The organism is Pseudomonas sp. KNUC1026 (genome assembly GCF_021650705.1).
Taxonomy (GTDB): domain Bacteria; phylum Pseudomonadota; class Gammaproteobacteria; order Pseudomonadales; family Pseudomonadaceae; genus Aquipseudomonas.
The window spans coordinates 1669220-1695799 of record NZ_CP087138.1; the positions used below are offsets into that span (position 1 = coordinate 1669220).

At 64.7% G+C, this 26580-nt stretch carries 21 protein-coding genes and 7 pseudogenes; 6 read left to right on the forward strand and 22 right to left on the reverse strand.

Annotated features, from left to right (window positions below):
- Positions 1-92 precede the first annotated feature (92 nt).
- From LN139_RS07610 to LN139_RS07675, 14 genes and pseudogenes are all read right to left on the reverse strand, one after another.
- Complete coding sequence (locus LN139_RS07610; protein ID WP_236359387.1) at positions 93-1253, reverse strand: IS3 family transposase; 1161 nt, start codon at positions 1251-1253, stop codon at positions 93-95.
- A pseudogene (locus LN139_RS07615) lies at positions 1178-1465 on the reverse strand (transposase); the annotation flags it as partial. The pseudogene LN139_RS07615 and the gene LN139_RS07610, both read right to left, overlap by 76 nt.
- A 101-nt stretch (positions 1466-1566) precedes the next feature.
- A complete protein-coding gene (gene gloA, locus LN139_RS07620; protein WP_236359388.1) occupies positions 1567-2091 on the reverse strand; it encodes a lactoylglutathione lyase in 525 nt (174 codons plus the stop codon).
- A gap of 166 nt (positions 2092-2257) precedes the next feature.
- A pseudogene (locus tag LN139_RS07625) lies at positions 2258-2628 on the reverse strand (histone-like nucleoid-structuring protein, MvaT/MvaU family).
- 118 nt (positions 2629-2746) lie between these two features.
- Complete coding sequence (locus LN139_RS07630) at positions 2747-3679, reverse strand: carbohydrate kinase family protein (RefSeq protein WP_236359389.1); 933 nt, start codon at positions 3677-3679, stop codon at positions 2747-2749.
- Between the two features lie 15 nt (positions 3680-3694).
- The gene (gene xylB, locus LN139_RS07635) at positions 3695-5170 is read right to left on the reverse strand and encodes a xylulokinase (protein WP_236359390.1); all 1476 of its coding nucleotides are present in this window, start codon (positions 5168-5170) and stop codon (positions 3695-3697) included.
- Positions 5171-5185: 15 nt separating this feature from the next.
- Positions 5186-6664, reverse strand: coding sequence for a mannitol dehydrogenase family protein (locus tag LN139_RS07640; protein ID WP_236360314.1), 1479 nt, complete (start codon positions 6662-6664; stop codon positions 5186-5188).
- Between the two features lie 38 nt (positions 6665-6702).
- Positions 6703-7805 (reverse strand): annotated as a pseudogene (locus LN139_RS07645) (ABC transporter ATP-binding protein).
- A 27-nt stretch (positions 7806-7832) separates the two neighbouring features.
- Complete coding sequence (locus LN139_RS07650; protein WP_236359391.1) at positions 7833-8666, reverse strand: carbohydrate ABC transporter permease; 834 nt, start codon at positions 8664-8666, stop codon at positions 7833-7835.
- A gap of 10 nt (positions 8667-8676) precedes the next feature.
- A complete protein-coding gene (locus LN139_RS07655; protein ID WP_236359392.1) occupies positions 8677-9603 on the reverse strand; it encodes a carbohydrate ABC transporter permease in 927 nt (308 codons plus the stop codon).
- A 72-nt stretch (positions 9604-9675) separates the two neighbouring features.
- Positions 9676-10980: an ABC transporter substrate-binding protein gene (locus LN139_RS07660; protein WP_236359393.1), complete on the reverse strand. Its 1305-nt coding sequence runs from the start codon at positions 10978-10980 to the stop codon at positions 9676-9678.
- Between the two features lie 138 nt (positions 10981-11118).
- Positions 11119-11436 (reverse strand): RcnB family protein, encoded by a 318-nt coding sequence (locus tag LN139_RS07665; protein ID WP_236359394.1) that lies wholly within the window; start codon positions 11434-11436, stop codon positions 11119-11121.
- Positions 11437-11473: 37 nt separating this feature from the next.
- Entirely contained in the window at positions 11474-12238 is a 765-nt protein-coding gene (locus LN139_RS07670; protein ID WP_236359395.1) for a substrate-binding domain-containing protein, read from the reverse strand.
- Positions 12239-12490: 252 nt separating this feature from the next.
- A complete protein-coding gene (locus LN139_RS07675; RefSeq protein WP_236359396.1) occupies positions 12491-13216 on the reverse strand; it encodes a pirin family protein in 726 nt (241 codons plus the stop codon).
- A gap of 112 nt (positions 13217-13328) precedes the next feature.
- Here LN139_RS07675 and LN139_RS07680 point away from each other — a divergent pair.
- A pseudogene (locus LN139_RS07680) lies at positions 13329-14212 on the forward strand (LysR family transcriptional regulator).
- Positions 14213-14382: 170 nt separating this feature from the next.
- Positions 14383-15375, forward strand: a complete 993-nt coding sequence (locus LN139_RS07685; RefSeq protein WP_236359397.1) for a hypothetical protein — start codon at positions 14383-14385, stop codon at positions 15373-15375.
- Here LN139_RS07685 and LN139_RS07690 read toward each other — a convergent pair.
- Both LN139_RS07690 and LN139_RS07695 read right to left on the reverse strand, forming a co-directional pair.
- Complete coding sequence (locus LN139_RS07690; protein WP_236359398.1) at positions 15331-16503, reverse strand: MFS transporter; 1173 nt, start codon at positions 16501-16503, stop codon at positions 15331-15333. The genes LN139_RS07685 and LN139_RS07690 overlap by 45 nt on opposite strands.
- 137 nt (positions 16504-16640) lie before the next feature.
- Complete coding sequence (locus LN139_RS07695; RefSeq protein WP_236359399.1) at positions 16641-16916, reverse strand: DUF2790 domain-containing protein; 276 nt, start codon at positions 16914-16916, stop codon at positions 16641-16643.
- Between LN139_RS07695 and LN139_RS24730 the strand changes: the two genes are divergently transcribed.
- Complete coding sequence (locus tag LN139_RS24730; protein WP_268944831.1) at positions 16915-17040, forward strand: hypothetical protein; 126 nt, start codon at positions 16915-16917, stop codon at positions 17038-17040. The genes LN139_RS07695 and LN139_RS24730 overlap by 2 nt on opposite strands.
- 26 nt (positions 17041-17066) lie before the next feature.
- Here LN139_RS24730 and lpdA read toward each other — a convergent pair.
- From lpdA to LN139_RS07715, 4 genes and pseudogenes are all read right to left on the reverse strand, one after another.
- Positions 17067-18414: pseudogene (lpdA, locus tag LN139_RS07700) on the reverse strand (dihydrolipoyl dehydrogenase).
- Between the two features lie 11 nt (positions 18415-18425).
- Positions 18426-19643 carry a dihydrolipoamide acetyltransferase family protein gene (locus tag LN139_RS07705; protein ID WP_236359400.1) on the reverse strand — a complete coding sequence of 406 codons (1218 nt, stop codon included), beginning with the start codon at positions 19641-19643 and terminating at the stop codon, positions 18426-18428.
- Positions 19644-20707, reverse strand: a pseudogene (locus tag LN139_RS07710) (alpha-ketoacid dehydrogenase subunit beta). It lies immediately after the preceding gene.
- 10 nt (positions 20708-20717) lie between these two features.
- A pseudogene (locus LN139_RS07715) lies at positions 20718-21951 on the reverse strand (3-methyl-2-oxobutanoate dehydrogenase (2-methylpropanoyl-transferring) subunit alpha).
- A 306-nt stretch (positions 21952-22257) separates the two neighbouring features.
- On the opposite strand from LN139_RS07715, the gene LN139_RS07720 reads away from it, so the two are divergent.
- On the forward strand, positions 22258-22716 hold the full coding sequence (locus tag LN139_RS07720) for a DUF4946 domain-containing protein (RefSeq protein WP_442964418.1): 459 nt from the start codon (positions 22258-22260) through the stop codon (positions 22714-22716).
- A gap of 20 nt (positions 22717-22736) precedes the next feature.
- Positions 22737-23429, forward strand: a complete 693-nt coding sequence (locus LN139_RS07725) for a metallophosphoesterase (RefSeq protein ID WP_236359402.1) — start codon at positions 22737-22739, stop codon at positions 23427-23429.
- Here the strand turns inward: LN139_RS07725 and LN139_RS07730 are convergent.
- Positions 23386-24876 (reverse strand): sensor domain-containing diguanylate cyclase, encoded by a 1491-nt coding sequence (locus LN139_RS07730; protein WP_236359403.1) that lies wholly within the window; start codon positions 24874-24876, stop codon positions 23386-23388. The two genes, LN139_RS07725 and LN139_RS07730, sit on opposite strands and share 44 nt — an antisense overlap.
- A 248-nt stretch (positions 24877-25124) precedes the next feature.
- Between LN139_RS07730 and LN139_RS07735 the strand changes: the two genes are divergently transcribed.
- The gene (locus LN139_RS07735; protein ID WP_236359404.1) at positions 25125-26078 is read left to right on the forward strand and encodes an alpha/beta hydrolase family esterase; all 954 of its coding nucleotides are present in this window, start codon (positions 25125-25127) and stop codon (positions 26076-26078) included.
- 189 nt (positions 26079-26267) lie between these two features.
- On the opposite strand, the gene LN139_RS07740 is transcribed toward LN139_RS07735, so the two are convergent.
- Entirely contained in the window at positions 26268-26528 is a 261-nt protein-coding gene (locus LN139_RS07740) for a hypothetical protein (RefSeq protein ID WP_236359405.1), read from the reverse strand.
- Positions 26529-26580: the final 52 nt, after the last annotated feature.

Genomic DNA, 26580 nt, shown 5'->3' on the forward strand with positions numbered 1-26580 from the left:
TTGCACGGCGCCCGGCGAGCCGGCCTCCCACTGTTCTGGCTCTTGGAAGAAGTCACGATTGATCTGCGCCCCTTTTGTTGGACACCATTCTGCTAGGCCATTGCCACCTGAGTCCTGTACGCCACAGGGCTCAGACCGCCCAGTTTCATCTTGATGCGATCGTGGTTGTAGTAATGAATGTACTCATCGATCGCAGCCGCCAGTTCTGCCGTACTGGTGAAACGCTGTCGATAATACATCTCCGATTTCAACGTGCCGAAGAAACTTTCCATCGCCGCGTTATCCAGGCAGTTGCCCCGGCGTGACATGCTCTGCGTCAGCCCGCGTTCCGCCAGTCGATGGCGATAACGGTAGTACTGGTACTGCCATCCCTGATCCGAGTGCATCAACGGGCAAATGCCTTCGGGTAACTTCGCCAGGGCCTTGTCCAGCATCCGCCCGACCAGCGCGTAATGCGGCGAAGTATCGACCTGGTAAGCCACGATCTCTCCATTGAACAAGTCCAGTACCGGCGAAAGGTAAAGCCGCTCGCCGTTGACCTTGAACTCGGTGACGTCCGTGACCCATTTGCAGTTGGGTCGATCCGTGTCGAACTGCCTTTCCAGAATGTTCTCTGCAATGCGCCCAGGCTCCCCTCGGAAAGACTTGTAGCGCTTGGGGCGAACTGTGCACTTCAGGCCCAGCTCGGCCATCAATCTGCGTACTCGCTTGCCGTTGACGACATGCCCCTCATTGCCCAGCGCAGCCTCTATCCGCCGATAACCGTATCGACCTTTATGCTGCGTCTGAATGCTCTGGATCAGTGCTTTCAGCGGGGCGTGCTTGTCCGGGGCAGCCATTGCCTTGAGCTGGTAATAGTAAGTGCTGCGCGACAAGCCAATCAGGCTGAGCAGGTTATCCAGCGGAAACTGTGAGCGCAGCTCGCTGACTATCCGGGCTTTTTCTGCTCGAGTTCTCGTAGCCTCGCTTTCTCCTCGCGAAGCTCCTTGAGCTTTTTTAGGTAGGCGTTCTCCATGCGAAGGAATTCGACTTCTGCCAGCAAATTCTTGTAGGCGCGCTGTTCTTTGGTCAGTGGCGTGGCGACTTTCGACTTGGTGGGTTTCTTTGGCATGGCGGGAGGCTTTCCTATCTTTCGTGTAGCCAAGGCTGGAAGTCCGCCACTGTAATACTGCTGCTCCCAGCTGCCTATCTGAGTGGAACAGACCAGGTTGAAAACCGCAGCGGTGCGGCGCAGTGACAGTTTCTCCCGCCACATGTGCTGGAGCACGGAAAGTTTGAACTGGGGGGTGTGATCCTTGCCACGTGGTTTGAGGCTGGCTTCGCCGTGCAGGCGATAAGCTTCGACCCAACGGCGAAGCAGTGAAGGGTCCATGCCGAATTGCTCGGCGATGAAGCGAAAGCCGAAGCCGCGCTCGAGGAAGGCCTGGATAGCGGATAGCTTGAACTGATTGGTGTACTTCTGCATGTGGAGCTCCCCTGGAGTTGGTTGGTGTGTCCAACTTCAGGGCGCAGATCAGATTGTGGGAGGGCGGCTTGCCGCGCGACGGGCGCCGTGCAACGGGTGAGTCAGGCTACAGGCGTAGGCTGAATGATCTCGACCCAGTAACCGTCCGGGTCCTTGATGAAGGCAATGCTCTTCATGCGGCCATCGGCAAGGCGTTTCTGGAAGTCCACACCCAGCGTTTCGAAACGCTCACAGGCGGCATGGATATCAGGCACAGACACACAGATATGACCGAAACCGCGCGGGTCGCTATTGCCGTCGTGATAAGCGAAGGCGGCATCTTTCTCGGTGCCGTGGTTATGAGTGAGTTCCAGAATGCCGGGAATCGACTTCATCCATTCGGTGCGTTGCGCGTCATCGGCGGGAATCTGCGCGCGGTCGACCAGTGCCAGAAAATACAGGCTGAATTCGGCTTCCGGGAAGTCACGCTTTTCGACCAGGCTGAAACCCAGTACGCGAGTATAGAAATCCAATGACCGGGTAATGTCCTTGACCCTGAGCATCGTGTGGTTAAATACAAAATGTTGCGTGGCGGAATCCGGAATAGCGGTCACGCCCGGCAGGCTGTTCAGTTCATGAAGGCTCATGTGAACTCCAGTCGGAATAACAAGAAGGGAAGAAAAGAGAAGCCCGCCGAAGCGGGCATATGGGGCGCTGGTCCATCAGCAGGTTTCATCCTGCGCCCCTGGCCGTGAAAATACCGTGAAAGTTCGCGAGCGTTGCACGAAGTCACGCTGCACGGCTGTGCCGGCTTCAGCCGCGCACCCAGCTTTCGACGGTGTCGCTGCCATGTTCGGCTTTCCAGGCCTTCAGGCCGCGGTGGTTGCCGCCTTTGGTTTCGATCAGCTCGCCGGTGTGAGGGTTCTCGTAGACCTTGACCACGCGCGGGCGGCGAGCCGCTTTTTGCGGCGCAGCAGGGGTGGCACGGCCAGCGTTCAGGCGCGAGGGTTCGAGAATGGCGATCACATCGCGCAGGCTCTTGCCATATTGGGCCATCAGTTGCTTGAGTTTGTCTTCGAACTCGATTTCTTTTTCAGGCCTGCGTCGTTCTTCAGGCTTTCAAGGCGAGCAAGTTCTTCCTGAAGGGCTTTTTCGGCGGCGCGAAATTCGGCGAGTCTGGACATGTGCGGGGGCTCCGGCATAAGTGAATGTGCCGGTAGAATAGGTGTTTTTTTTGCGCGGGACAATATAGAAAGTTGCCCGAGAGCAACTTTCAGGTTCACACCTTGCTGTGCAAGTTGATCAAAGTTCGTTGCGCCGTGGAAGATCGGGGCCTGTGCGCGTGCAGGTCAATGCCGCAGCACTCACGGCAAAGTGCAGCAGCGCCTGAAGTTGCGCCGGTTGCAGTTGCGCCAGCCCTTCGGGAGTATCGAGTTGATGTTCGGCCAGCCAGGTCAGCAGTGCGGCCTGGAAGGTATCGCCGGCGCCCACTGTATCGGCCACCTTGATCGAGCGCGCCGGTTCGCTGGCATGCCCATGCTGGCGGCTGAACACTTCGGCGCCTTCACCGCCCCGGGTCACGAATACCAGCTCGCAACGCTGGTTCAACCAGCGCTGGGCAATGGTTTCGTGCGTTTGGCCGGGGTAAAGCAGGCCCAGGTCCTCATCGCTGACCTTTATCAGGTGCGCGTGCGCCGCCATGGCTTCCACACGTCGCCGCCAGCGTTCGATGTCCGGCGCCGGGTTCAGCCGCACGTTAGGGTCCAGGCTGATCAGGCGGCGCTCGCTTTCCCGGGCTGCCAGGGCCGCCAGGGTGCTGGCGATCGGCTCGACCACCAGTGAGTAGGAGCCGAAATGCAGCCCGCGCACCTCATCGGCTAGCGCCGGCAGGTGAGTGCTTTCCAGCAGCCGATCAGCACAGCCTTCGCCGCGGAAGCTGTACTGCGGGCTGCCATCGGCGTTGAGCGCGACCATCGCCAGAGTGGTAGGCGCATCGAAGCGTTGCAGGTAACGGTCGCTGACCCCTTCCTCGGCCAGCAACCGGGCCAGCCGCTGGCCGAGGAAGTCATTGGAAACCCCGCCCAGCAGGGCCGAACGTGCGCCCAACCGTGCCAGCCCGATGGCTACGTTGAAAGGCGAGCCCCCAGCCACGGCGGTATAGCCGACCTTCGCCGTGCTGCCGGTGTCGGCATCGCAGAACAGATCGAACAGGGCTTCTCCACACACGACAAACATGCTTGCTCCTTGAAATTACAGCGCCAGCACCTGCTGGCGATAAGCGTCATACACCGGTGCATACGCGGCCACCGCCGCAGGCTGTGGCCGGTGCTCGCTGGCGCCGGCCAGCTGCACGCAGCGCTGGCACAGCTCAGCCAGCCGCGCCTGGCCGCCGCCTTCGGCGCACCAGGCTGCCTGGATCGCGGCGCCCAGCGCAGCGGCCTCCGGCTCCTCGGTACACATCACCGGGGTGGCCATGATATCGGCAACCATCTGCCGCCACAGCGAGTTCTTCGAACCGCCGCCGATCAGGCGGATGCTGTGGCTGGGCAGGCCGCTGGCGCGCAGCAGGTCGAGGCCGTAACGCAGGCCGAACGTAGTGCCTTCGACCGCTGCTCGGCAGAGGTTGGCCGCGTTGAAATTGTTGCTGGTCAGCCCGTGCAGGCTGGCCGTGGCATCGGGCAGGGCGGGCACCCGCTCGCCGTTGAAGAAGGGCAGCATCAGTACCCCTTCGGCGCCGATCGGAGAAGTGCGCAGGTGCTGGTCGAAGGCGTGCTGGTTCAGCTGCAGGAGGTCGCGTACCAGGCCCGTGGTGTTGGTGAGGTTCATGGTGCAGATCAGCGGCAGCCAGCCGCCGCTCGATGAGCAGAACGCCGCCACGGCGCCTTCCTCACTCACAAGCGGGGCGGCAGAGTAGGCATAGACGGTGCCGGAAGAGCCCAGGCTCATGGTGATGTGCCCGGGCTGGATATTGCCGGTGCCGATGGCGCCCATCATGTTGTCACCGCCCCCGCTAGCCACCAGTGCCGCAGGGTTCAAGCCCAGCTCGCGGGCCACTTCCGGGCGCAGGCGGCCGACGGCTTCATCGGCCTGCAACAGGCGCGGCAGGGCGCTTTCCAGCTGGCCATCGGGGCTGATATGGCGCAACAACGCCAGGTCCCAGGTGCGGGTGCGGATGTTGAAATAGCCGGTGCCGGAGGCATCGCCGTATTCGGCGCAATGCTCGCCGGTGAGCCAGAAGTTGAGGTAATCGTGCGGCAACAGGATGTGCCGAGCGCGGGCAAAGGCTTCGGGCGCGTGCTCGCGGCTCCAGAGCAGCTTGGAGACGGTGTAGCCCGGCGCGATCACCAGGCCCAAACGCTCCAGCGAACCCTGGGGGCCGCCGAGCCATTCCAGCAGGCGCGTGTTCTGCGAAGTGCTTTCGGTGTCACACCAGAGTTTGGCCGGGCGCAACACCTGGCCGTCGGCATCGAGCATCACCAGCCCGTGCTGCTGGCCGGAAACACTCAAAGCCTGCACACGCTGGCCATCGACGCCTGCAGCTGCCAGTGCCTGGGCAACCGCCTCGGTGAGCGCCCGGCGCCACTGCGCCGGGTCTTGCTCGCGGCGCCCGTGGGGGCCGCTGATCATCTCGTGGGCGGCGCTGCCCACGCCCAGCACGCGGCCGCCTGCTGCATCGAGCAGCAGGGCCTTGGTGCCTTGGGTACCGCAGTCGATCCCCAGATACATGCTGGCGGCTCCTGGTCAGTCCTTGCCCAGCAGGGCGTTGAGTGTCCCGTCAACGCCCAGAGTGCGCAGGTTGTGCAATTGCCGCTCGAAGGCGGCGACGAACGCCGGGGAGTTGGGCAGCGTTTGCCCGAATATTTCTTCGGCGCCCAGCAGGCGCGCCGTCAAGCTTGCGTCCTCTGACACCAGGCTGCGGCAAAAGTCCGCACGCGGGTCGACGATGCGGTAATCGCCCAGGCCCTTGAGGTAGAGCGCCCAGGCGGCGACCACCAGTGCGCCACGGTCGAGATCGCCGCCGCTTTGCACCAGTTGATTGAGCGTCGGCACCGTGAACTTGGGAAACTTCGACGAACCGTCGGAGCACACTCGTTCCAGCTGGTCGGCGATGGCCTGGTTGGAGAACCGCTCGATCAGCTTGGCCTTGTAGGCGCTGAGGTCGATGCCTGGTACTGGCGCCAGCTGCGGGGTGACGTCGCGGTCCATGTAGGTGGCGATGTACTCGACGAACAGCGGGTCGTTCATGGTTTCGTGGACGAAGCGATAGCCCTTGAGTGTGCCCAGGTAGGTCAGCGCCAGGTGGCTGCCGTTGAGCAGCTTGATCTTCATTTCTTCGTAGGGGGTTACGTCAGCGGTGAACTGCACGCCGACGTCTTCCCAGGCCGGGCGGCCGGCGCAGAAGTTGTCTTCCAGAACCCATTGCACGAAGGGCTCGCACACCACCGGCCAGGTGTCGTCCACGCCGTGTTCTTCCAGCAATTGCTGGCGGTGGGCGGTGCTGGTCATCGGCGTGATGCGGTCGACCATGGCGTTGGGGAAGCTCACCTGCTGCTCGATCCACTCGGCCAGGCCCTGGCCGTAGGCGTCGCCTGCCAGCCGGGCGAACGCCAGCAACGCCTTGCGCGCCACCTGGCCGTTGTGCGGCAGGTTATCGCAACTCATCACCGTGAACGGCCCACGCCCGGCTTCGCGCCGGCGTTGCAGCGCCGCGCAGAGAAAACCGAAGACGGTGGTGGGCGCGCCGGGGTTGGCCAGGTCGTGTTGCACTGGCGGCAGGTTCGCCATGAACTGGCCGGTGCTGTCGTCGATGCAGTAGCCGCCTTCGGTGATGGTCAGCGAAACGATGCGGATGTTCGGCTCGGCCATTTTTTCGATCAGCGCCTGCGGGCTGTCGTGGGCCAGCAGCATGTCGGTCATCGCGCCGATCACCCGCACTTCAGTGTCGGGGCTGTCGCCCAGTTCATAGAGGGTGAACAGGTAATCCTGTGCGGCCAGGTCGTCGCGGGCCTTGCGGTCTTCGGCACGCACGCCGGCGCCGCAGATGCCCCAGTCCAGCGCCTTGCCCTGGTTCATCAGGGCATCGGTGTAGAACGCCTGGTGGGCGCGGTGGAAACCGCCCACGCCGAAATGCAGGATGCCGTCGCCGATCTTGTCGATCTGATACGCCGGCAGTTTCACCTCCGGGGCCAGGTCATCGAGGTTGGCGAAGCTCAGTTTCACAGGGTGTGCGCTCATGGGAACTCCAGTGCTGTGTTCAGTCAGGCGGCGGCGCGCAGTGCGAGGGGCACGGCGGCGCCGTTGGCGTCGAACAGGTGGCAATGCTCAGGGGCCAGGTGCAGCGTCAGGCGCCCGCCGTAGGGTTGTCCAGGTCGCCGCGCAGGCGCAGGGTCAGTGGCTCACCGGTGTCGGTGCGCACGTGGCAGAAGGTGTCGCTGCCCAGGCGTTCACTCACGTCTGCGGTCACTGCAAGGCCGGGCTGGCCGGCGGCTGCCAGTTCCAGGTGCTCAGGGCGGATGCCCAGGGTCACGGCATCGCCGGGTTGCAGGCTGCCGTTGACACGCGGCAGGGTAAGGGCCAGCCCCGCATCGAGTTCGACCTCGCAACCGGCGGCGCCCAGGCGGCTCACGCGGCCTTTGAGAAAGCCCATTTTCGGCGTGCCGAGAAAGCCCGCCACGAACAGGTTCGCCGGGTGGTGATAGAGCTCCAGCGGCGAGCCGACCTGCTCGATGCGCCCGCCATTGAGCACCACCACCTTGTCGGCCAGGGTCATGGCTTCGACCTGGTCATGGGTCACGTAGATCATGGTGGCCTGCAGCTCCTGGTGCAGGCGCGCCAATTCCAGGCGCATCTGCACACGCAGGGCGGCATCCAGGTTCGACAGCGGCTCGTCGAACAGGAAAATCTTCGGTTGGCGCACGATCGCCCGGCCGATCGCCACGCGCTGGCGCTGGCCGCCGGAGAGCTGTTTGGGCTTGCGTTCGAGCAGGTGCGTCAGCTCAAGGATGCGCGCGGCATCGTCGACCTTGCGCTTGACCTCGGCCTTGGGTACACCGGCCAGGTCCAGGGCGAAGCTCATGTTCTTGCGCACGGTCATGTGCGGGTACAACGCGTAGGTCTGGAACACCATGGCCAGGTCGCGCTTGGCCGGTGGCGTCTGGGTGATGTCGCGGCCATCGAGCTCGATGTGGCCGCTGCTCACCTCCTCAAGGCCTGCGATCAACCGCAGCAGGGTAGATTTGCCGCAGCCGGAGGGGCCGACGAACACGACGAATTCGCGGTCGCGCACTTCCAGGTCCACGCCCTTGATGATCTGCAGCTCTTCGAAGCCTTTTTTCAGGTCTTTCAGTTTCAACGTTGCCATGGCAGCGTTCCTCGCAAAGGGTAGGGATCACTTCACCGCGCCGAACGACAGCCCGCGCACCAACTGCTTCTGGCTGATCCAGCCGAAGATCAGGATCGGCGCGCAGGCCAGGGTCGAAACGGCCGAGAGCTTGGCCCAGAACAGGCCTTCGGGGCTTGAGTAGGAGGCGATCAACGCGGTAAGCGGCGCCGCTTGCGAGCTGGTCAGGTTCAGCGACCAGAACGCCTCGTTCCAGCACAGGATCAGCGACAGCAGCACTGTGGACGCCAGGCCGCCCTTGCTGATCGGCAACAGCACGCGGACCATCTCCTGCAGCAGGGTGGCGCCGTCCAGGCGTGCGGCTTCGAGGATGTCGCGGGGGATGTCCTTGAAGTAGGTGTACACCATCCACACCACGATCGGCAGGTTCACCAGGGTGTAGATGATGATCAGCCCCAGCTTGCTGTCCAGCAGCCCCGCACCCTTGGCCAGCAGGTAGATGGGCATCAGCACGCCCACCGGCGGCAGCATCTTGGTCGAGAGCATCCACAGCAGGGTCTGCTTGGTACGCTTGGTCTCGTAGAAGGCCATCGAATAAGCCGCCGGCACTGCGATCAGCAAGCTCAACAAGGTTGCGCTGAAGGAAATGGCCACCGAGTTCCAGGCGAAGTGCAGGTAGTCGCTGCGTTCCTGGATATGGGTGTAGTTCTCCAGTGTCGGGTGGAAGAAGAACAGCGGCGGCGTGGCGAAGGCGTCGATCTCGGTCTTGAAGCTGGTCATCACCATCCACAGGATGGGGAAGAAGATCAGCAGCGCGATCAACCACGACAGGCCACCCAGGCCGATGGCCTGAAGGCGGCGGGAAGTTTTCAAGGTCATCATGGCAGCGCCCTCAGCCCTGGTCGGTCAGGTTTTTGCCGATCATGCGAACCAGCACGATGGCAGCGATATTGGCGATCACCACGGCGATCAGGCCACCGGCCGAGGCCATGCCCACGTCGAACTGCACCAGTGCCTGGTTGTAGATCAGGTAGGCCAGGTTGGTGGAGGCAAAGCCCGGGCCGCCATTGGTGGTGGTGAAGATCTCGGCGAACACCGACAGCAGGAAGATCGTCTCGATCATCACTACCACAGCGATCGGGCGGGCCAGGTGCGGCAGAGTCAGGTGCCAGAAGATCGCCAGCGGGCCGGCACCATCCAGGCGTGCGGCTTCCTTCTGCTCCAGGTCCTGGGACTGCATGGCGGTCATCAGCAGCAGGATGGCGAACGGCAGCCACTGCCAGGCCACGATCAGGATGATCGAGAGCAACGGGTAGGTGGCGAGCCAGTCGACCGGCTGAGCCCCGAACAGCCGCCACACCGCCGCCAGGATGCCGGACACCGGGTGGAAGATCAGGTTCTTGAACACCAGCGCGCCCACCGTGGGCATGATGAAGAACGGCGAGATCAGCATGACCCGCACAATCCCGCGCCCGAAGAACTCACTGGCCTCCAGCAAGGCGGCGATCAGCACCCCGCCGATCACGCTGATCAGCAGCACGCTGACCACCAGCAGCACGGTGTTCCAGGCGCCCGGCAGGAAGCCCGAGTCGGTCAGGAAGAAGCTGAAGTTTTCAAGGCCGACGAAGTCGTTTTCACCGGGGTAGAGCAGGTTGAAGCGGATCAGCGAGAAGTACAGCGTCATCCCGAGCGGGACGATCATCCAGAGCAGCAGCAAGGCCACCGACGGGCTGACCAGGAACCAGCCCGGATTGCTCGTGCGGCGCCGTGCGGCGCCGGCAGCGTGAGCTGCTGGCACCTTGGCGATGGGGGTAGTCATGGCATGCGTACCTGTGCGTGGCCGAGGGGGAGGCCACCCCGCAGCGGGGCGGCCAGGCCGGGGAGCGGTCGGTTACTTGGGGTAGCCGGCGCGTTTCATCTCACGCTCGGTACTGGACTGCGCGGCGGCCAGCGCCTGGTCGGGGCTCATCTGGCCGGTCAGCGCACCCGAGAAGATCTTGCCCACGGCTGTGCCGATGGCCTGGAACTCGGGAATGGTGACCAGCTGGATACCCACGTAAGGTTTGCTGTCGGTGGCGGCCGGGTTTGCGACCTTGAGCGATTCCAGCGTGACCTTGGCGAACGGTGCGGCCTTCATGTAGGCCTCGCTGTAGGTCGAGGCACGGGTGCCTGGCGGAACGTTGGCGATGCCGTCCTTGTCTGCGACCAGCTTGGCGTAGGCCTCGGAGGTGGCCCAGGCGGAAAAGGTCTTGGCGGCGTCCTGTTTCTTCGAGCTGGTGGGGATCGCCAGCGCCCAGGAGTACAGCCATGAGGTGCCGTTCTCGGTGCTCTGGTGCGGCGCGAAGGTGAACCCTACGCTGTCGGCCACTTTGCTCTGGGCTTTGTCGGTCACGAACGAGCCTGCCACCGACGCGTCGACCCAGATGGCGCACTTGCCGCTGTTGAACAGCGCCAGGTTTTCGTTGAAGCCATTGCTGGAGGCACCGGGCGGGCCGGATTTCTTCATGTTGTCGACGTAGAACGTGAGCGCCTTTTTCCACGAATCGGTGGCGAACTGCGGCTTCCAGCTCTTATCGAACCAGCTGCCGCCGTAGCCATTGGCAAGGGTGGTGATCAGCGCCATGTTCTCGCCCCAACCCGGCTTGCCGCGCAGGCACAGCCCGTACTGGTCCTTGCTCTTGTCGGTGAGTTTTTCGGCGAATTCGCCGATCTGGTCCCAGGTGGGTTTTTCCGGCATCGAAAGCCCGGCCTCTTTGAACAGATCGGTGCGGTAGTAGGTGATGGAGCTTTCGGCGTAGAAGGGCAGTGCATAGAGCTTGCCGCCCACCGACAACCCTTCGCGAACCGAGGGGAAGACGTCGTCGAGGTTGTAGTCCTTGGGCAGGTCGGTCATCGGCACCAGCCAGTTCTTCTGGCCCCAGAGGGAAGCTTCGTACATGCCGATGGTCAGCACATCGAACTGGCCGCCCTGGGTGGCGATGTCGGTGGTCAGGCGCTGGCGCAGGACGTTTTCTTCCAGTACCACCCAGTTCAGTTTGATATCAGGGTGCTGATCCTCGAAAGCCTTCGACAGCTTCTGCATGCGGATCATGTCGGAGTTGTTGACCGTGGCGATGGTCAGTGTGGTGTCCGCCTGGGCGTGCCCAGCAAGGCCAAGGCAGGCTGCAGCCAGCCATGCGTGTGCTCGAATGCGCATCGTGCTCTCCCGTTTATTGTTGTTCGCGCCCGCCGGGTGCATGGCGGGCGCCTGTATTCCATTACAGCCCTGCTTGGCCATTCGAACAACGCCGGTGCGTCACCCGGGCTGATACTTTCTTGCACACCGTGCCTGGTGTCAGTTGACCCCCGGCTGCACCTCTACCACGGTGCCATCGCTGCGATTGACCCGCACCAGCTTGCCGGCCATTTCGACCCATTGCGTACCAATGGCCGGTGCATTGAGGCCGCGCTGTTTCCAGTTGCGCACCTCACGGCTGGGGCGCGTGTAGTCGTCAGGCGCCCTCGCGCCGACCTGTGCCGGCTCGATGGCCAGGCCGCCGGGCATCACTTCAGGGCCGTCGGCTGGGGTGGGCTGGGCGGCCTGAACAGGCATGCCTGCGGCGGCCATGCAACCGCTCAATATCAGGGTGAGCATGAGGTGTCTGCTGTTCATCGAGGGCTCCACAAGGGTCGGCAATCAGGGATCGGGTTCAGCGCGCCACGCTGTCCAGGCCGGTGGCTTTGACGGTGGCCTGAGCGGTGGGCGCGGCCAGGTACTCTAGCAGCGCGGCCGCTTGCTGGGGATGCTCGGCCGCAGTAGGGATGCCGGCGGCGAAGCGGGTGACCGACTGCAGCGATTCCGGAATGGGCCCTGCAAAACGTGCGCCCTTGACCGGCAACAGCTCACTGACCTGCTGCAACCCCAGCGCAACCTCGCCCTTGGCCACCTCGCCGGCCACCGGTACGCGCGGGATCATGCGGGCTCGGCCCTGCATTTGTTCGCTGATGCCGAGTTTCTTGAACAGCTGGTCCTGGATGTACACGCCGCTGGCGCTGTCGGAATACCCGACCGAAGGCGCAGCGAGCAGGGCTGCCTTGAAGGCGGCTTCAGTAGAGATATCGGGCACCGGCGTGCCTTCACGCACCGCTACGCCAATGCGCGAGTCGGCGAGCTCGACACGGGAACCGGCGCGCACTTTGCCTTGCTTGATCAGGTCGTCCAGCGCATAGCCCACCATGATCACCACGTCCGCAGGCTCGCCGCGCGCCAGCCGATTGGGGATGGCCTGAGGCGCCTTGCCCATCGAGGGGCCAAGTTCGGTGTGCAGGGTATTGCCGCTGGCCTGTGCCCACTTGGGGCCGAGCTGTTCGTACGCAGCGGTGAAGCCGCCGGAGGTCATGACATTGACTTCGGCGGCCTGGCAGAGGGGAACGAGTGAAAGCAGCAGTGCGGGGAAAAGGCGGTAGCAGCGCATCGGGGTTTTCCTTGTTGTTATCGGAAAACCCCAAGGCTAGCTCATTTGCCGTCCTGGCTGGATTTGTGGATCAGGTACATGGTGTAGGCGAACGAGCCGAGTGTGCCGGCGATGATGATTGCCATGATGAGACCGTCCAATGTGCACCTCCAGAAAAGGCATGAGTTTGGAATGGGGCCATCATGCGCCGGTGCACGGATGAGTAACAGCGGCAGATGTTCATCAAAAAAGCGTATCAGTTGAGCGCAGCCGTCACTCGCCGGGCAGCTCGTTGGGGCGCAGGTCGAATACCAGTACCTCGGCCTGTTCGCCTTCGCTCAGCGCCAGCGCTGTTTCACCCCGTACCCGCAGGCCGTCACCGGCCTCCAGCCGCTGGCCGTTGACGGTGAGCGCGCCACGCGCCAGGTGTACATAGGCGTAGCGCTGCGGGCCCAGGTCCAGGCGAGCCTGTTCCCGGCCGTCGAACAGCCCTGCGTACACGCGGGCATCCTGGCGAACCTGCAAGGCCGCCGAAGCCCCATCGGCCTCAGGCGCAATGATCAGGCACAGCTGCCCGCGCTTTTGCGCCTGGCTGAAGTGCTGTTGCTGGTAGCGTGGCTTCGCCCCAGCCAACGCGGGAACGATCCAGATCTGCAGAAAGTGCACCCCGTGTTCGCTCGAGGGGTTGTACTCGCTGTGGCGCACGCCAGTGCCGGCACTCATCAATTGCACGTCGCCCGGGCGGATGACCGAACCGGTCCCCAGGCTGTCCTGATGTTCGAGCGCGCCGTCCAGCACGTAGGAGAAGATTTCCATGTCTCGATGAGGGTGCTCACCGAACCCTTGGCCCGGCGCGACCCGGTCATCGTTGATCACCAGCAGGTCCGAGAAGCCCTGCTGGTTCGGGTTGCGGTAGCTGGCGAAAGAAAAGGTGTGCCAGGACTTGAGCCAACCATGGTCGGCGCGGCCGCGGTCAGTGTTTTTACGCAATGTGAGCATGGGAGCCTCCGATCGTATGCAGGGTTGGCAGCAGTGTACTGTGGCCTGACAGGTTCATTAAGGCGGCAATTGGCGTAATACTGTCTCACCTCAATGGACAATGGCGACTTGCATGAACCCTTATGAAGACATGCGCTTGTTCACCCAAGTGCTCGATGCGGGCAGTTTCACGGCCGCTGCGCAGCAACTGGGCGCTTCCAAGCAATGGGTGAGCCGCCGGGTCATGGCGCTGGAGGCGAGGTTGGGTGTGCGATTGCTCAATCGCTCCACGCGGCGGCTGGCGGTTACCCCGCTGGGCCAGGCGTATTACGACGCTGCCCAGCGCCTGCTGGCCGACCTTGAGCAGGTGGAGCAGAGCATCGCGGGTGCTGAAGGCGCCGTACAGGGCACGTTGCGCGTCAGCGCGCCGCTGTCGTTTGCCGTCGAGCACCTCAGCCCCTTGCTGCCTGCCTTCTTACGGGCTCATCCGCAGGTCACCGTGGAGTTGGACCTGAGCGATCGTAATGTGGACTTGCTCGCCGAAGGCTATGACCTGGCCCTGCGCATCGGTGTGCTGGAAGACTCGGGGCTGATCGCGCGAGGCATCGCCGACATCGAGCGAGTCTGGTGTGCAAGCCCTGCCTACCTGGCCGAGCATGGCACGCCGCACACACCCGCTGACCTGGCTGGCCACCTGTGCTTGCCCTATGGGCGGGAGCGGGGGAGACCTGGCGTTTCGAGCGCGCCGGCCACGCGGCAAGCCACCGCGTAACCGGGCGTTTGCGTGCCAACAATGGCGAAGTGCTCAGGGAGGCGGCTGTGGCCGGGCTCGGCATCGCCCACCTGCCATTGTTCATCGTGCGCGGCGCGCTGGAGCAGGGTTCACTGGCGCGAGTGCTGGATGACTGGCGGCCAGCGCCGCTTCGGCTGTCGGCGCTGTACCCCAGGCACAGGGAGAACGCCGCTGCGGTACAGGCCCTGATTGTCTTCCTGCGCGACGCGCTGGGCGGCTCATGAGCGGGCATCAGTACTTTAGTACTGAGTCAGTGCTGTCATTTTTGACAGTTATGCAGGTATTACGATAGCGATACCATCGGCGCATCATCCTGCAAAGGTAAGCGAACGTGCGGTATCACACGCGTATCTGGTGGTGCCGAACCGCGGTTGGGCGTATCCACGTCCTTTACATGGCGCCCAAGCAGGACGCGCCACTGAACCTGAAGTTGTTCAAATTGCGCTCTGAAGGGCGCGAGACACTCGTGCACGACACCGTGGTGCATGGCTGCAAGGTCGTCGCCTGTGAAGTAGAGCCAGGCGCGCGGTATCGGCTCTATGGTTTCTCAAGCCAAACCGGGCCGCTGCAACCGATGGACGTCGAGCTGCCACAGGCGCGGCAATGGGCAACCGGTGCGCCCCTTGCTCTTGACGAGCCTTTGCCTGCCAGCACGCACGGGGTCGAACAGCCCGATGCGCAGTTGCACCTGATGCTGCGGCCAGACCGCGTGCAACGCTGCCCTCGCTTTGATCAGTTGCGAGCAGGCGAGTGCTTCACGCCGGTTTTCAACCTTGGCCACCTTCCTGCCGGCAGTGCCCATGGCAGCGGCGTGCAGCGTTTCACGGGGTTGCTGCGGCTGCAGGGCGCTCGCGGTTCAAAGCGGCTGCAGGAGCTGGCGCTGGCACTGGAGGAACGTGCCGACGTTGCCTATTGCTCACTCGACCCTACCCGGCCGCCGTGGAGCGACCTGGGACTGGCCAGCCTGGTCGGGCGCATTCGCCCTGGGGCAGTGCTGGCGATGCCCTGGCGTTACCCATTGGCAGATGCCGGCTGCGCGCCCATCGCCCACAGCCGTGTGATGTGGGATATCCAGCGTGCCTGTTTCGAAACCGACGCCACGGTGTTCTATTCCGGCAAACCCGAGGATGCGGCCTCCCCCGTTGGGGCGAGACCGGTGCAGTGGCGGTGCAGGCGGCCGGCTGCGAGACGCTGGAGGCCCTGGCTCAGCAGGTCGCCCAGGCTCAGCGACGTTTCAGCCTGCGCTACCCGGGCAGTTACCTGCCACCTGCGATGGTGCGCGACTGTTTCAATGTCGACGTCACCCAGGGGGCTGACGGCCTGGCGACCATCGAAGCGGCAGTCAGCGACGCAGGTGCCATTGGTGCATGAGCGAGCCGGCCACTGACACCGCAATCGCCGCAATCATCACCCCGTTCCAACCCAGGCTTGCGTACAACGGGCTGGCCAGTGCAGAGCCGACAGCGCCGCCCAGGAACAGGCTGGTCACGTACAGCCCGTTCAACCGCGCGCGGCTGGCAGGGTCGAGGCTGTAGATCACCCGCTGGCCCAACACCATGTTCATCTGCACGGCAAAGTCCAGCACCACGCCGGTCAACGCCAGGCCGATCACACCTGCGCCCGGCAAGGCATCGATCAGGAACGACACCCCGGCCAGCGCCAGCGCGGCGGTGGTGGCGGGGCGGGTGAGGCCTGCGTCGGCCCAGCGCCCGGCCAGTGGCGCAGAGATTGCCCCGGCGGCGCCTACTAGTGCGAACAGGGCGATTTGCGTCTGGCTCAGGCCATACACGCGTGCCAGCTCAAGCGGTGCGGCCGTCCAGAACAGGCTGAAGCAGCCAAACATCGCTGCTTGATACACCGCCCGCTCGCGCAGCGGCGCGTGGTGCCGGAACAGGTGCCAGAGCGAGGCGAGCAACTGGCCGTAGGTGGCGCGGTGTGCAGGCTTGTAGGGTGGGACGGTGAGGGCCAGCAAGGCGATGATCGCCAGCATTGCCGCCGCAGCGGCGAGGTACATGGCGCGCCAGCCGAAGTGGTCGGCTACCAGGCTCGACAGCGGCCGCGCCAGCAGAATGCCCAGCACCAGGCCGCTCATCACGCTGCCCACCACGCGCCCCCGGGTCGCCTCCGGCGCCATGTGCGCGGCCAGCGGAATGAGGATCTGCACCGCCACCGAACTGAAACCGATCAGCAGCGAGAGCGCCAGGAACGGCCCCGGTTGGCTGGCGCTCGCGGCCGCGAACAGGCTGGCGACCGCCAGCACCACCGTGGCGATCATCAGCTTGCGATTCTCCAGCAGGTCCGCCAGCGGCACCAGGAAGAACAAGCCCAGGGCGTAGCCGATCTGGCTGAGCGACACCACCAGGCTCGCACCGCGGCTGGACAGCCCCACATCCGGGGCGATCAGGTCGATGATCGGTTGGGCGTAATACAGGTTGCCGACGATTGCCCCGCAGCAAAAGGCGAACAGCAGGATGCGGGCACGGGTCATGGGCGCTGCGACGGCAGAAGTGGTCATAGGCACGCGAGGGCTCTGGAGGGGGCTTGAGGGCGTGAAGCTTTACGCCCGATGGGGCAGCTTTCAAGTGAAACGCAAAAAACCGGGCGCAGAGCTGTAGCTCCGCGCCCGGTCGGGCTGTGCTTCAAGGCGTTGGATCAGCCGTTGGCGTCATCGTTCTGGCCACCGACTTCCAGATAGCGCACCTTGTGCAGCTGGCCCTGGCTGTCCTGGTAGACCATGGTCACCGGCACGGTGCCGCGCTTGCCGGTGATGTCGGTCTTGGAGATAACCTTCTGCACATCCAGGTTCATGCCGTAGTGGTATTGCTCCACGGGCAGGTTGCTGGCCAGCGAACGGTCGGCGCCGTCCTGGGCGTAGGCGCTGGTGGCGAACAGGGTAGCGATTGCAGCAAAGGCGATTGAGCTTTTCATGTTGATCTCCTTCATCCGGAATGGGGTGCCTGGTGCGATGGGCCTATTGAACCTCGCCACCCCGGTGCCGGTGAAATCGATGCCGATGCTGTTGGCAATCACCTTTTTCGATGGCGCGGTTTAACGCGCCGTTCACGCAGCCAAGCCTGGTCAGGCATGAATGGCCTTGCCCAGCGCCCGCAACGCCGCCTCCTGCACCGCCTCGCCCAGGGTCAGGGTGGGCGTGCACGGTGCCGGCGACGTCCTCCAGCCGTGCGCCCATCTCAAGGCTCTGGGCAAAGGTGCTGGCAAGCTCCGACACCCCCGCGCCCACAGCCTGCCAGCCGACGATCAGATGGTTGTCCTCCCGCGCCACCACTCGCACGAAGCCGCTGCCGGCCTGCAAGGTGAGCGCCCGGCCGTTGGCGGCGAAAGGGAAGCTGGCCTGGCGATGGCCCGGCCCGGCCTCATCGGGGCTCAGGCCTGCCACGACGATCTCCGGGTCGGTGTAGCACACCGCCGGGATGCAACGGGGCTCGAAGCGCCGGGCATGCCCTGCGACCTGTTCGGCGACGGCTTCGCCCTGAGCCACCGCCCGGTGTGCCAGCATCGGTTCGCCAGTAAGGTCACCAATCGCCCAGACGTTACGCATGCTGGTGCGGCAGTGCTCGTCAATGGCTACCGCGCGGCCGGCCATGCGCAAGTCCAGGCGTTCCAGGCCATAGCCCGCCGTGCAAGGCACTCGCCCGGCGGCCACCAGCACCTGGTCGCAGGCAAGCGGCGGGCCTTGCTCGAACAGCAACTGGCCCTGCTCGAAGCCGGCGACGCGGGTATTGAGCCGTAGCGCAACGCCCAATGCCTCCAGTCGCTGTACCACCGGCTGCACCAACGGCGCGTCGTAACTGGGCAGCACCTGGCCCTGCGCCTCTACCAGCGTCACCTGCGCGCCGAGCTTGCGGTAGGCAATGCCCAGCTCCAGGCCGATATAGCCGGCCCCGACCACACACAGATGCCCGGGAATCGCACTGGGCGAAAGCGCCTGGCTCGAACCGATGACCGCGCCGCCCAGCGGCAACGCCGGCAGGGCCTGTGCCTGCGAGCCGGTCGCCAACAGCAGGTGCTCGCAGTGCACGCGCTGCTCGCCGACCTGAACGGTCTTGCCGTCGAGAATTTCGCCGTGGCCGTGCAGCACCTTGACCTTGTGTTTCTTCAGCAGCGCCGCCACGCCGGTGGTGAGCCGATCCACCAGTGCGTTCTTCCATTGCACGCTCTGGGTGATGTCCAGCCGTGCGTCACCGGCACGAATGCCCAGCTCGGCTGCGCTGTGCAGCAGGTGGAATTGCTCGGCCACGTGAATCAGTGCCTTGGACGGAATGCAGCCGACATTCAGGCAGGTGCCGCCCAGTGCAGTGGCTTCCACCAGCGTGGTGTCGATGCCAAGCTGGCCTGCGCGGATGGCGGCCACGTAGCCGCCAGGCCCGCCGCCCAGCACCAGCAGTTGGGTGTCGATCCTTTGCATGCGGTGCTCCTTCAGTCGGCCAGCAACAGGGCGGGTTGTTCCAGCAGCTGGCGCACGGCCTGAATGAAGCGCGCCGCGTCCATGCCGTCGACCACCCGGTGATCGAACGAGCTGGACAGGTTCATCATCCGCCGCACCACGATCTGCCCAGCGACCACCACAGGCCGCTCGACGATGCGGTTCACGCCGATGATGGCAACCTCCGGCAGGTTCAGCACCGGGGTGGAGACAATCCCTCCCAGCGCGCCGAGGCTGGTCAGCGTGATTGTCGAGCCGCTGAGCGCCTCGCGCGCTGCGCGGCCCTGGCGGGCGTTGTCGGCCAGTGTGGCGATGGCGCGGGCGTTGTCCCACAGGCTGCCGGCTTCGGCATGGCGCAGCACTGGCACCAGCAGGCCCTGATCGCCTTGCGTGGCGATACCCAGATGCACTGCACGGTAGCGCTCGATGATTTGTGCCTGATCGTCGTAGCGCGCATTGAGCTGCGGGAAGTCGCGCAGGGCGATGACCAGCGCGCGGGCCAGCAGCGGCAGCAGGGTCAGGTGGCCACGGGTGTCGCCGTGGCGCGCATTGAGCTGGGCGCGGGTGGCCTCCAGCGCGGTGACGTCGATTTCCTCGACGTAGGAAAAATGCGCAGCGTTGCGCGTGGCCTGTTGCATGCGCTCGGCGATCTTGCGCCGCAGGCCGATCACCGCAACCTGCTCGATGGCATCGGAGGGTGGCGTTTTGGGCCTGGCGCCGCTGAGGGCTGTGTCGAGGTCGGCGTGTTCGATACGCCCGGCCGGGCCGCTGCCCGCGACGCTCGCAAGCTCGATGCCGGCGTCCATCGCGCGTTGCCGCACGGCCGGGGAGGCCAGGGGGCGTTGAGCGGGCGCAGGGGAGGGTTTTGCGACAGGTGCGGGCGTGGGTTCGGCAACCGGTTCAGCGGCTTGCTGGGCAGGTTCGGCGTTCACTGCTTCGGCCGGGGCTGGCTCACTGGCATTGCCACGGCCCTCCACCTGAAGGCGAATCAGCTCGCTGCCCACTGCCATCACCGTGCCCGGTTCGGCCGCCAGGGCGATGACCGTGCCGCTGACCGGGCTTGGGATCTGCACCGTGGCCTTGTCAGTCATGACGTCGGCCAGGGCCTGGTCCTCGCTGACGCTGTCACCTACTGCCACCAGCCACTCCACCAGCTCGACCTGTGCGATGCCTTCGCCGATGTCGGGCATCTTGATTACGTGCGTTCCCATTCAGGCCTCCATCACGCGCTTGAGCGCGGCGCCAACCCGGGCAGGGCCAGGGAAATAAGCCCATTCCTGGGCGTGAGGGTAGGGGGTGTCCCAGCCTGCGACACGCTCGATGGGCGCCTCCAGGCTGTAGAAACAGTGCTCCTGCACCAGCGCCAGCAGCTCGGCACCCAGCCCACAGGTGAGGGTGGCTTCGTGCACGATCACGCAGCGGCCGGTCTTGTTCACCGATGCCACCAGCGTGTCCAGGTCCAGTGGCCAGAGGCTGCGCAGGTCGATCACCTCGGCGTCGATGCCGGTCTCGGCTGCAGCGCACAGCGCAACGTGCACGGTGGTGCCGTAGGTGATGACCGTGAGGTCATTGCCGGGGCGGGCGATGGCCGCCTTGTCGAGCGGCACCTGGTAGTACCCTGCGGCACGACCGCCTGCGGGTGTTGCGCCCAGGGCGTCACCGGGCGGTCGTGGTGGCCGTCGAACGGGCCGTTGTAGAGGCGTTTGGGCTCCAGGAAGATCACCGGGTCCTCGCACTCGATGCTGGCGATCAGCAGGCCTTTGGCGTCGTAAGGGTTGGAGGGCATCACCGTGCGCAGCCCGCACACCTGGGTGAAGATCGCCTCGGGGCTTTGACTGTGGGTCTGGCCGCCGTAGATGCCGCCACCGCAGGGCATGCGCACGGTGATCGGGCAGGTGAAGTCGCCGGCCGAGCGATGGCGCAGGCGCGCCGCCTCCGAGGCCAGCTGGTCGTAGGCGGGGTACACGTAGTCGGCGAACTGGATTTCCACCACCGGGTGCAATCCATAGGCGCCCATGCCGATGGCCGTGCCGACGATGCCGCTTTCCGAGATCGGTGCATCGAAGCAGCGCTGTTTGCCGTATTTGGCCTGCAAGCCTTCAGTGCAACGGAACACGCCGCCGAAGTAGCCCACGTCCTCGCCAAAGGCGATCACGCGCTCGTCACGGTCCATCATCACGTCCATGGCGCTGCGAATCGCCTGGACCATGGTCATTACCTGGGTGGCCTGCTCGGCCGCTTCGCCGGCCTGCGCCGGGTCGATGTCATGGGGCATGTTCATGGCTTCACACTCCCATCTGCTGGCGTTGCCGGCGCAGGTGCGCGGGCATGTCCTTGTACACATCCTCGAAAATGGTCGAGGCGCTGGCGATGTGTGCGTCGCCGAGCGTGCCGTGCTGCTCGGCGGCCTTGGTGGCGGCAATCACTTCCTGCTCCAGCTCTTTTGTCAGGCTCTGGTGGCGCTCGTCATCCCAGGCGCCGCGCACGATCAGGTGCTGCTTCAGGCGCTCGATCGGGTCGCCCAGCGGGAAGTGCGCATAGTCGTCGGCGGGGCGATAGCGCGTCGGGTCGTCGGAGGTGGAATGCGGGCCGGCGCGGTAGGTCACCCACTCGATCAACGCCGGGCCATGGTTGTTGCGCGCGCGCTCGGCTGCCCAGCGGGAGGCAGCGTACACCGCGAGGAAATCGTTGCCGTCGACCCGCAGCGAGGCGATGCCGTTGCCTACGCCACGGCCGGCGAAGGTAGTGGCCTCACCGCCTGCGATGTGCTGGAAGCTGGAGATTGCCCACTGGTTGTTCACCACATTGAGAATCACCGGTGCCCGGTAGACGTGGGCGAAGGTGAGTGCGGTGTGGAAGTCCGATTCGGCGGTGGCGCCATCGCCGATCCAGGCCGAAGCAATGCGGGTGTCGCCCTGGATGGCCGAAGCCATGGCCCAGCCAACGCCCTGCACGAACTGAGTGCCGAGGTTGCCCGAGATGCTGAAGAAGCCCTTGGCCTTGTTCGAGTACATCACCGGCAACTGGCGGCCCTTGAGCGGGTCGCATTCATTGGAGAACAGCTGGCAGATCATCTCGAACAACGGCACCTGGCGGGTGATGAGGATCCCCTGCTGGCGATAGGTGGGGAAGCACATGTCGCTATCTTCCAGCGCCAGTGTATGCGCGCAGGCCACGGCTTCCTCGCCCAGGCACTGGATGTAGAACGACATTTTCTTCTGCCGTTGGGCAGTGAGCATGCGCGCATCGAACAGGCGGGTAGTGAGCATCGCGCGCAGGCCCCGGTGCAGCACGTCGAGGGGGTGCGTGTTCAGCCCAGGGGCCTTGGGCCTGGCCCTGGTCATCGAGTACGCGAATCATGCCGACGGCGAGCTCTGCGGTGTCTTTGGGTTCGACATCCACTGGCGGCCTGGGGGCGCTGCCGGCGGGGGTGGCCCGCAGGTAGCTGAAGTCGGTCTTGCAACCAGGCCGGCCGCTAGGCTCGGGCACGTGCAGCCGCAGGGGTTGATGAGGTGTCATCGGGTGGCATCCCTGTATTGTGATTATTGGGAAAGGGTGCATCTGAACTGGAGTTTAGGCCGCCGCTGGCAGTGAAGTTGTCTTTTGTTGGGCAGATGCCATTACCGTTTGGGGCATTCATTCTGCAAAGGCGCTTGTGAATGGAAAATTTATCTTCTGCGGTTGAACGCTGCCGGGCGTTGCTGCCGAGGTCACGCCTCTGCCAGACTGTTACAGTTAATGTCATCTGGCTGCCACACTGTGAAACCCGCACGTTTTGCACTTTTTTCGCTGCTGCTCGCTCCCTGGCCTGCCTTCGCCGTGCAGATGCAGGTTGCCTGGCCGCCGGGTTGGGATGTACAGCCCATGCCGAGCCCCGCAGGCAGCGGCGTGACCCGGGAGCGAGCTGTGCGCGCCGACGCCAACGGCGACCCGGAGATGATCGTGGAGCTGACGCAAACACCCCTGGAACCTGGCCACGACGTGAACCTGGAGGCGGTGGTGCTGCAAATGCGCAAGGTCATCCAGGTCAACCTGCAGAACCAGGGTTACCAGAGCGCCTGCACACCGGTCAAAGCCGGCACCCTCGGGCGGCAGGTTTCGGCGCAGACCACCTGCGAGATCGTGCTCAACGGCGGCCACGTGATGACGCAGACGCTAGTGGCCGCCAGCGGTGAAGACACCGCCTGGTCGTTGTCCTATGCCGGCACGGTGGCCGGGTACGCTGCTCATCAGGCTGAGGTCGATGGCATTCGCAACAGCCTGGTGTTAGGCACACCGCCCTGAGCGCCGCAAGGAGGCACGCTGTGGCACGTTTCAAACATTATCGCTTCAACAGCCGCGGCCGGGATTTCGCCGTCGGTGACATCCACGGGCACTTCGAGCGCCTGAGCCTGAGCCTGGACCGGGCCGGCTTCGATCCGCGCCAGGACCGCCTGTTCAGCGTTGGCGACCTGGTCGACCGCGGCCCGCAGAGCGATCAGGCATTGGCCTGGCTCGACCAGCCGTGGTTCCATGCGGTGCAGGGCAACCACGAGGTGCTGACCCGCCAGTTCGTCGAGCAGGATCCGCAACTGAACGTGCGTGACTACCGCATCACCGGCGGCGGCTGGTTTCTCGACAGCCCCCCGGAGCGCCAGCGGTTGTTCGCCGAGCGGCTGGGCAAACTGCCGGTCGCGCTGGAAGTGGAAACTCGCCGCGGCCTGGTCGGGCTGGTGCACGCCAACTGCCCGTTCGACAGTTGGTCGACCTTGCGCGCCTACCTGCAAGGCCGCCTCCCGCCGGACCCCGCCGTGGAAGACGTGTTCCAGTGGTCACGCGACCGCCTCAAGCTCAAGAACGAAACCGGCGTGCGTGACGTGCGGGCGGTGATCGTCGGCCACACGCCGCTGCGCCGGCCACGGCGGTTGGGGAATGTCTGGCACATCGATACGGCGGGCTGGAGCGAGGGGTATTTCACCCTTGTGGAGCTGTCGACGATGCGCTTTGTGGCGGCGTAACGGTGCTGGCGGCGTGAATGGCGATGCGGTTGCGCCCGGCACGCTTGGCTTCATACAGCGCGCTGTCGGCGGCCTCCACCAGCGCCTGCGGGCGCTCGGCCTCGCTGCTCTGCCACACATAAACCCCGGCGCTCACCGTCACCACCGGCTCCTGTTCGTTGTCCTGGTGGGGAATGGCCAACGCCCGCACGGCGTCGACGATCTGCTGGGCGATCCAGCGGGTGCCGGCAAGGTCTGATTCGGGCAGCAGCACCAGCAACTCCTCGCCGCCATAGCGCACCACCAGGTCGCCTGAGCGGTTGACGCAAGCCAGCACCGCCTGGCCGACACTGCGGATGCACGCGTCACCCTCGGGATGGCCATAGCGGTCGTTGTAGCGTTTGAAGTGGTCGATATCGAGCATGATCACCCCCAACGGGCGCTGACTGCGCCGCGCACGGCCCATCTCATGAGGCAAGGCCAGCTCCAACTGGCGGCGGTTGCCAAGCCCGGTGAGGCCATCCTGCATGGCGAGCGTTTCCAGGGCTGCATGGGCATTGCGCAGTTCGGCCTCGGTCTGTGCGGTCTGGCGCAACTGGCGCAGCAGCAGGGCACCGAACAGCACCGTCACCACCAGCAAGAGGCCGACGAACCCGGCGGTGCGCCAGAGGTTGGCGTACCAGGCGGCCAGCACCGCCTGCTCGGACTGGCCGGCGATCAACACCAGCGGGTAGGCCTGCACTTTGTCGAAGCCGTACATGCGGGTGACGCCGTCGACGATCGACGGAAACATCTGCGCGCCACTGGAGCTCTCTGGTAGCAGGGTGGTGAAGATGCGGCTTTTGGCAACGCTGGTATTGACCAGTTTGGGCTCGAAAGGGCGGCGAGCGAGCAGGGTGCCATCGTCGAGGGTGAGGCTGATCACGCCCAGCGGGTCGAGATCGAAGCTTTTGTAGAAGTCGTTGAAATACCTCACCTCCAGCGTCGCCAGCGCGACACCGGCGAATTCACCGTTGGGCCCGCTGATTCGCCTGGACAACGGAATGATCAGTGCGCCGTCGCTGCGGCTGGCGATGACCTTGCCCAGTTGCGGGCCACTGCCGGTATGAGCCTGGTGATAACGAAAATAGTCGCGGTCGGCGTTATTGGCACCGGGTGGGTCTACATCGTTGGACGTCACTCTCCAGCTGCCATCCGGGCCATAGATGAACAGCCCGTGAATCTGGTCATGAGCTGCAGTGGCGGCCTGCATGAGCCGGTGCAGGCGTTCGCGCTGAGCCCCATCGGCGCCGTCTGTCTGCACCCGCTCGACCAGGTCGGTGAGCACCGTATCGGCCTGCTCGACGCTGGAGCTGGCGTGTTCGGCCAGTGAGCGAGCCAGGTTGAGGGCGTTGTTGCGAGCGTTGGCCAACGCCTGGTTACGGGCCGTCCAGCTCTGCCACATATCCAGCCCGAGCAGCGAACACACCAGAACACCGAGCAGCGCTATGGCGAGGCGGCGTGTACGGTTTTGCGTGACAGTTTGTGGGGAAGGTGTCTGCGCCATGCTGGGCCAAGCGGTCGGGGGTGACCGAAGTCTAGTGGGATCGGCAGCTGTCGCAAGTGCTGCCGCGTCTTCAGGCATATCGAACGATGGCGGTAAACCTTGAGCGCGGTTTTTGACGGCGCAGGCCTGCGCCGCTAAAGTCGCGCCTTTTGCCGCTGCGGGGCCTGCTCATGTTCTTGCTGATTCCACTGTTCGTGATTCTGGCCCTGTGCCTGGTGTGCGCTGCTGCTGCGGCCTGGTTCATGCTCGGGCGGGCGCCCAGGCCGGTCGCGACCTCTGGCCGGTTGATCGAGGGTGAGTATCAGCAGCGGCGCTACCTCAGCTATGTGCCGGCGGCCGTGCCTGAAGGTGCAGCACTGGTGCTGGTACTGCACAGCGGTGCCCGTGCCGAGCAGGCCCGGCGCGGCACCGGTTACCGCTTCGAGCAACTGGCCGATGAGCGCGGCTTCGTGGTGGCGTATCCGCAGGCATTCGAAGGTGCCTGGAATGACAGCCGCAAGCTGCTGCCGATCGCAGCGCGCCAACATGGCATCGATGATTCGGCGTTTCTGGTGGGCCTTGCGCAGGGGCTGGTGGCCGAGCATGGCCTGAATCCGCGGCGGGTGTTCGTTTTCGGCCACTCGGCTGGGGGGCAGATGGCGCTGCGCCTGGCGGTGGAGCGGCCCGAAGCGGTGAGTGGCGTGGCGATCACTGCCGCTTGCTTGCCGGCGCCCGGCAATGACGTTGCCACTCACCACCGGCGCATGGTGCCGTTGCTGATGGTCAATGGCACGGTGGACCCGCTTACCGCGTTCAATGGTGGCAGCCAGAGCCTGTTTGGCTTCGCGCCCAGGGGCGACCTGCTGAGCGCTCGTGCCACGGCCGAGCATTTCGCCGAGCTGGCGCAGGCGCCCGATCACAGCAGCGAGCCGCTGCCGATGTCGGGCAAGGGCGACAGCACCCAGGTGGTTCGACATCGCTGGTCGGTGGCAGCGGGGCCGCGGGTCGAGCTGTACGAAGTGCGGGGCGGAGGGCATGCCTTGCCACGGCCCAATGGTCGTGGGCCGCGAGGCCTGGGGTTGCAGACGAGCGCTCTGGATGTGCCGTTGGCTGCTTGTGAGTTCTTCGGGCTCAAAACGCTGTAGGGTTTCAAGAGGAGCCAGGCGTGTGGATGGCCCAGTTGCGAGCGAACCACCAAAGACTTCTGGCACACGCAGTTCTTGAGGTGGGCGGCTTGCGGCGCGACGCAGCCCTACCAGTTCCAGAGGTGGAAAGGCCCAGTCGCCCGGCGAGCCGGCCTCCCACCGAGCCACCGAAGCCTTCAGGGGCGCAGATCAAGAAGTGGGAGGGCGGCTTGCCGCGCGACGAGCCGACCTCCCACTGAGCCACCAAGCCACCGAAGCCTTCTGGCGCATGCAGTTCCAGAGGTGGGAGGGCGGCTTGCCGCGCGACGAATGCGCGGATTGCTCATCGATCAACGGCACCGGCGCATCTTCCAACCCCTCCGACCCCGGGTCTTCATTGCCCGGATCATTGAGCGGCGGCAGCTCGCCGTCCTCGTATTCAACTTCATGGCAATGCGCGGGCTGGCTCATGGCGAGCACCTCGGTGGGGGCGTGTGTGGTTAAGACAGCAACCCCGAGGCGA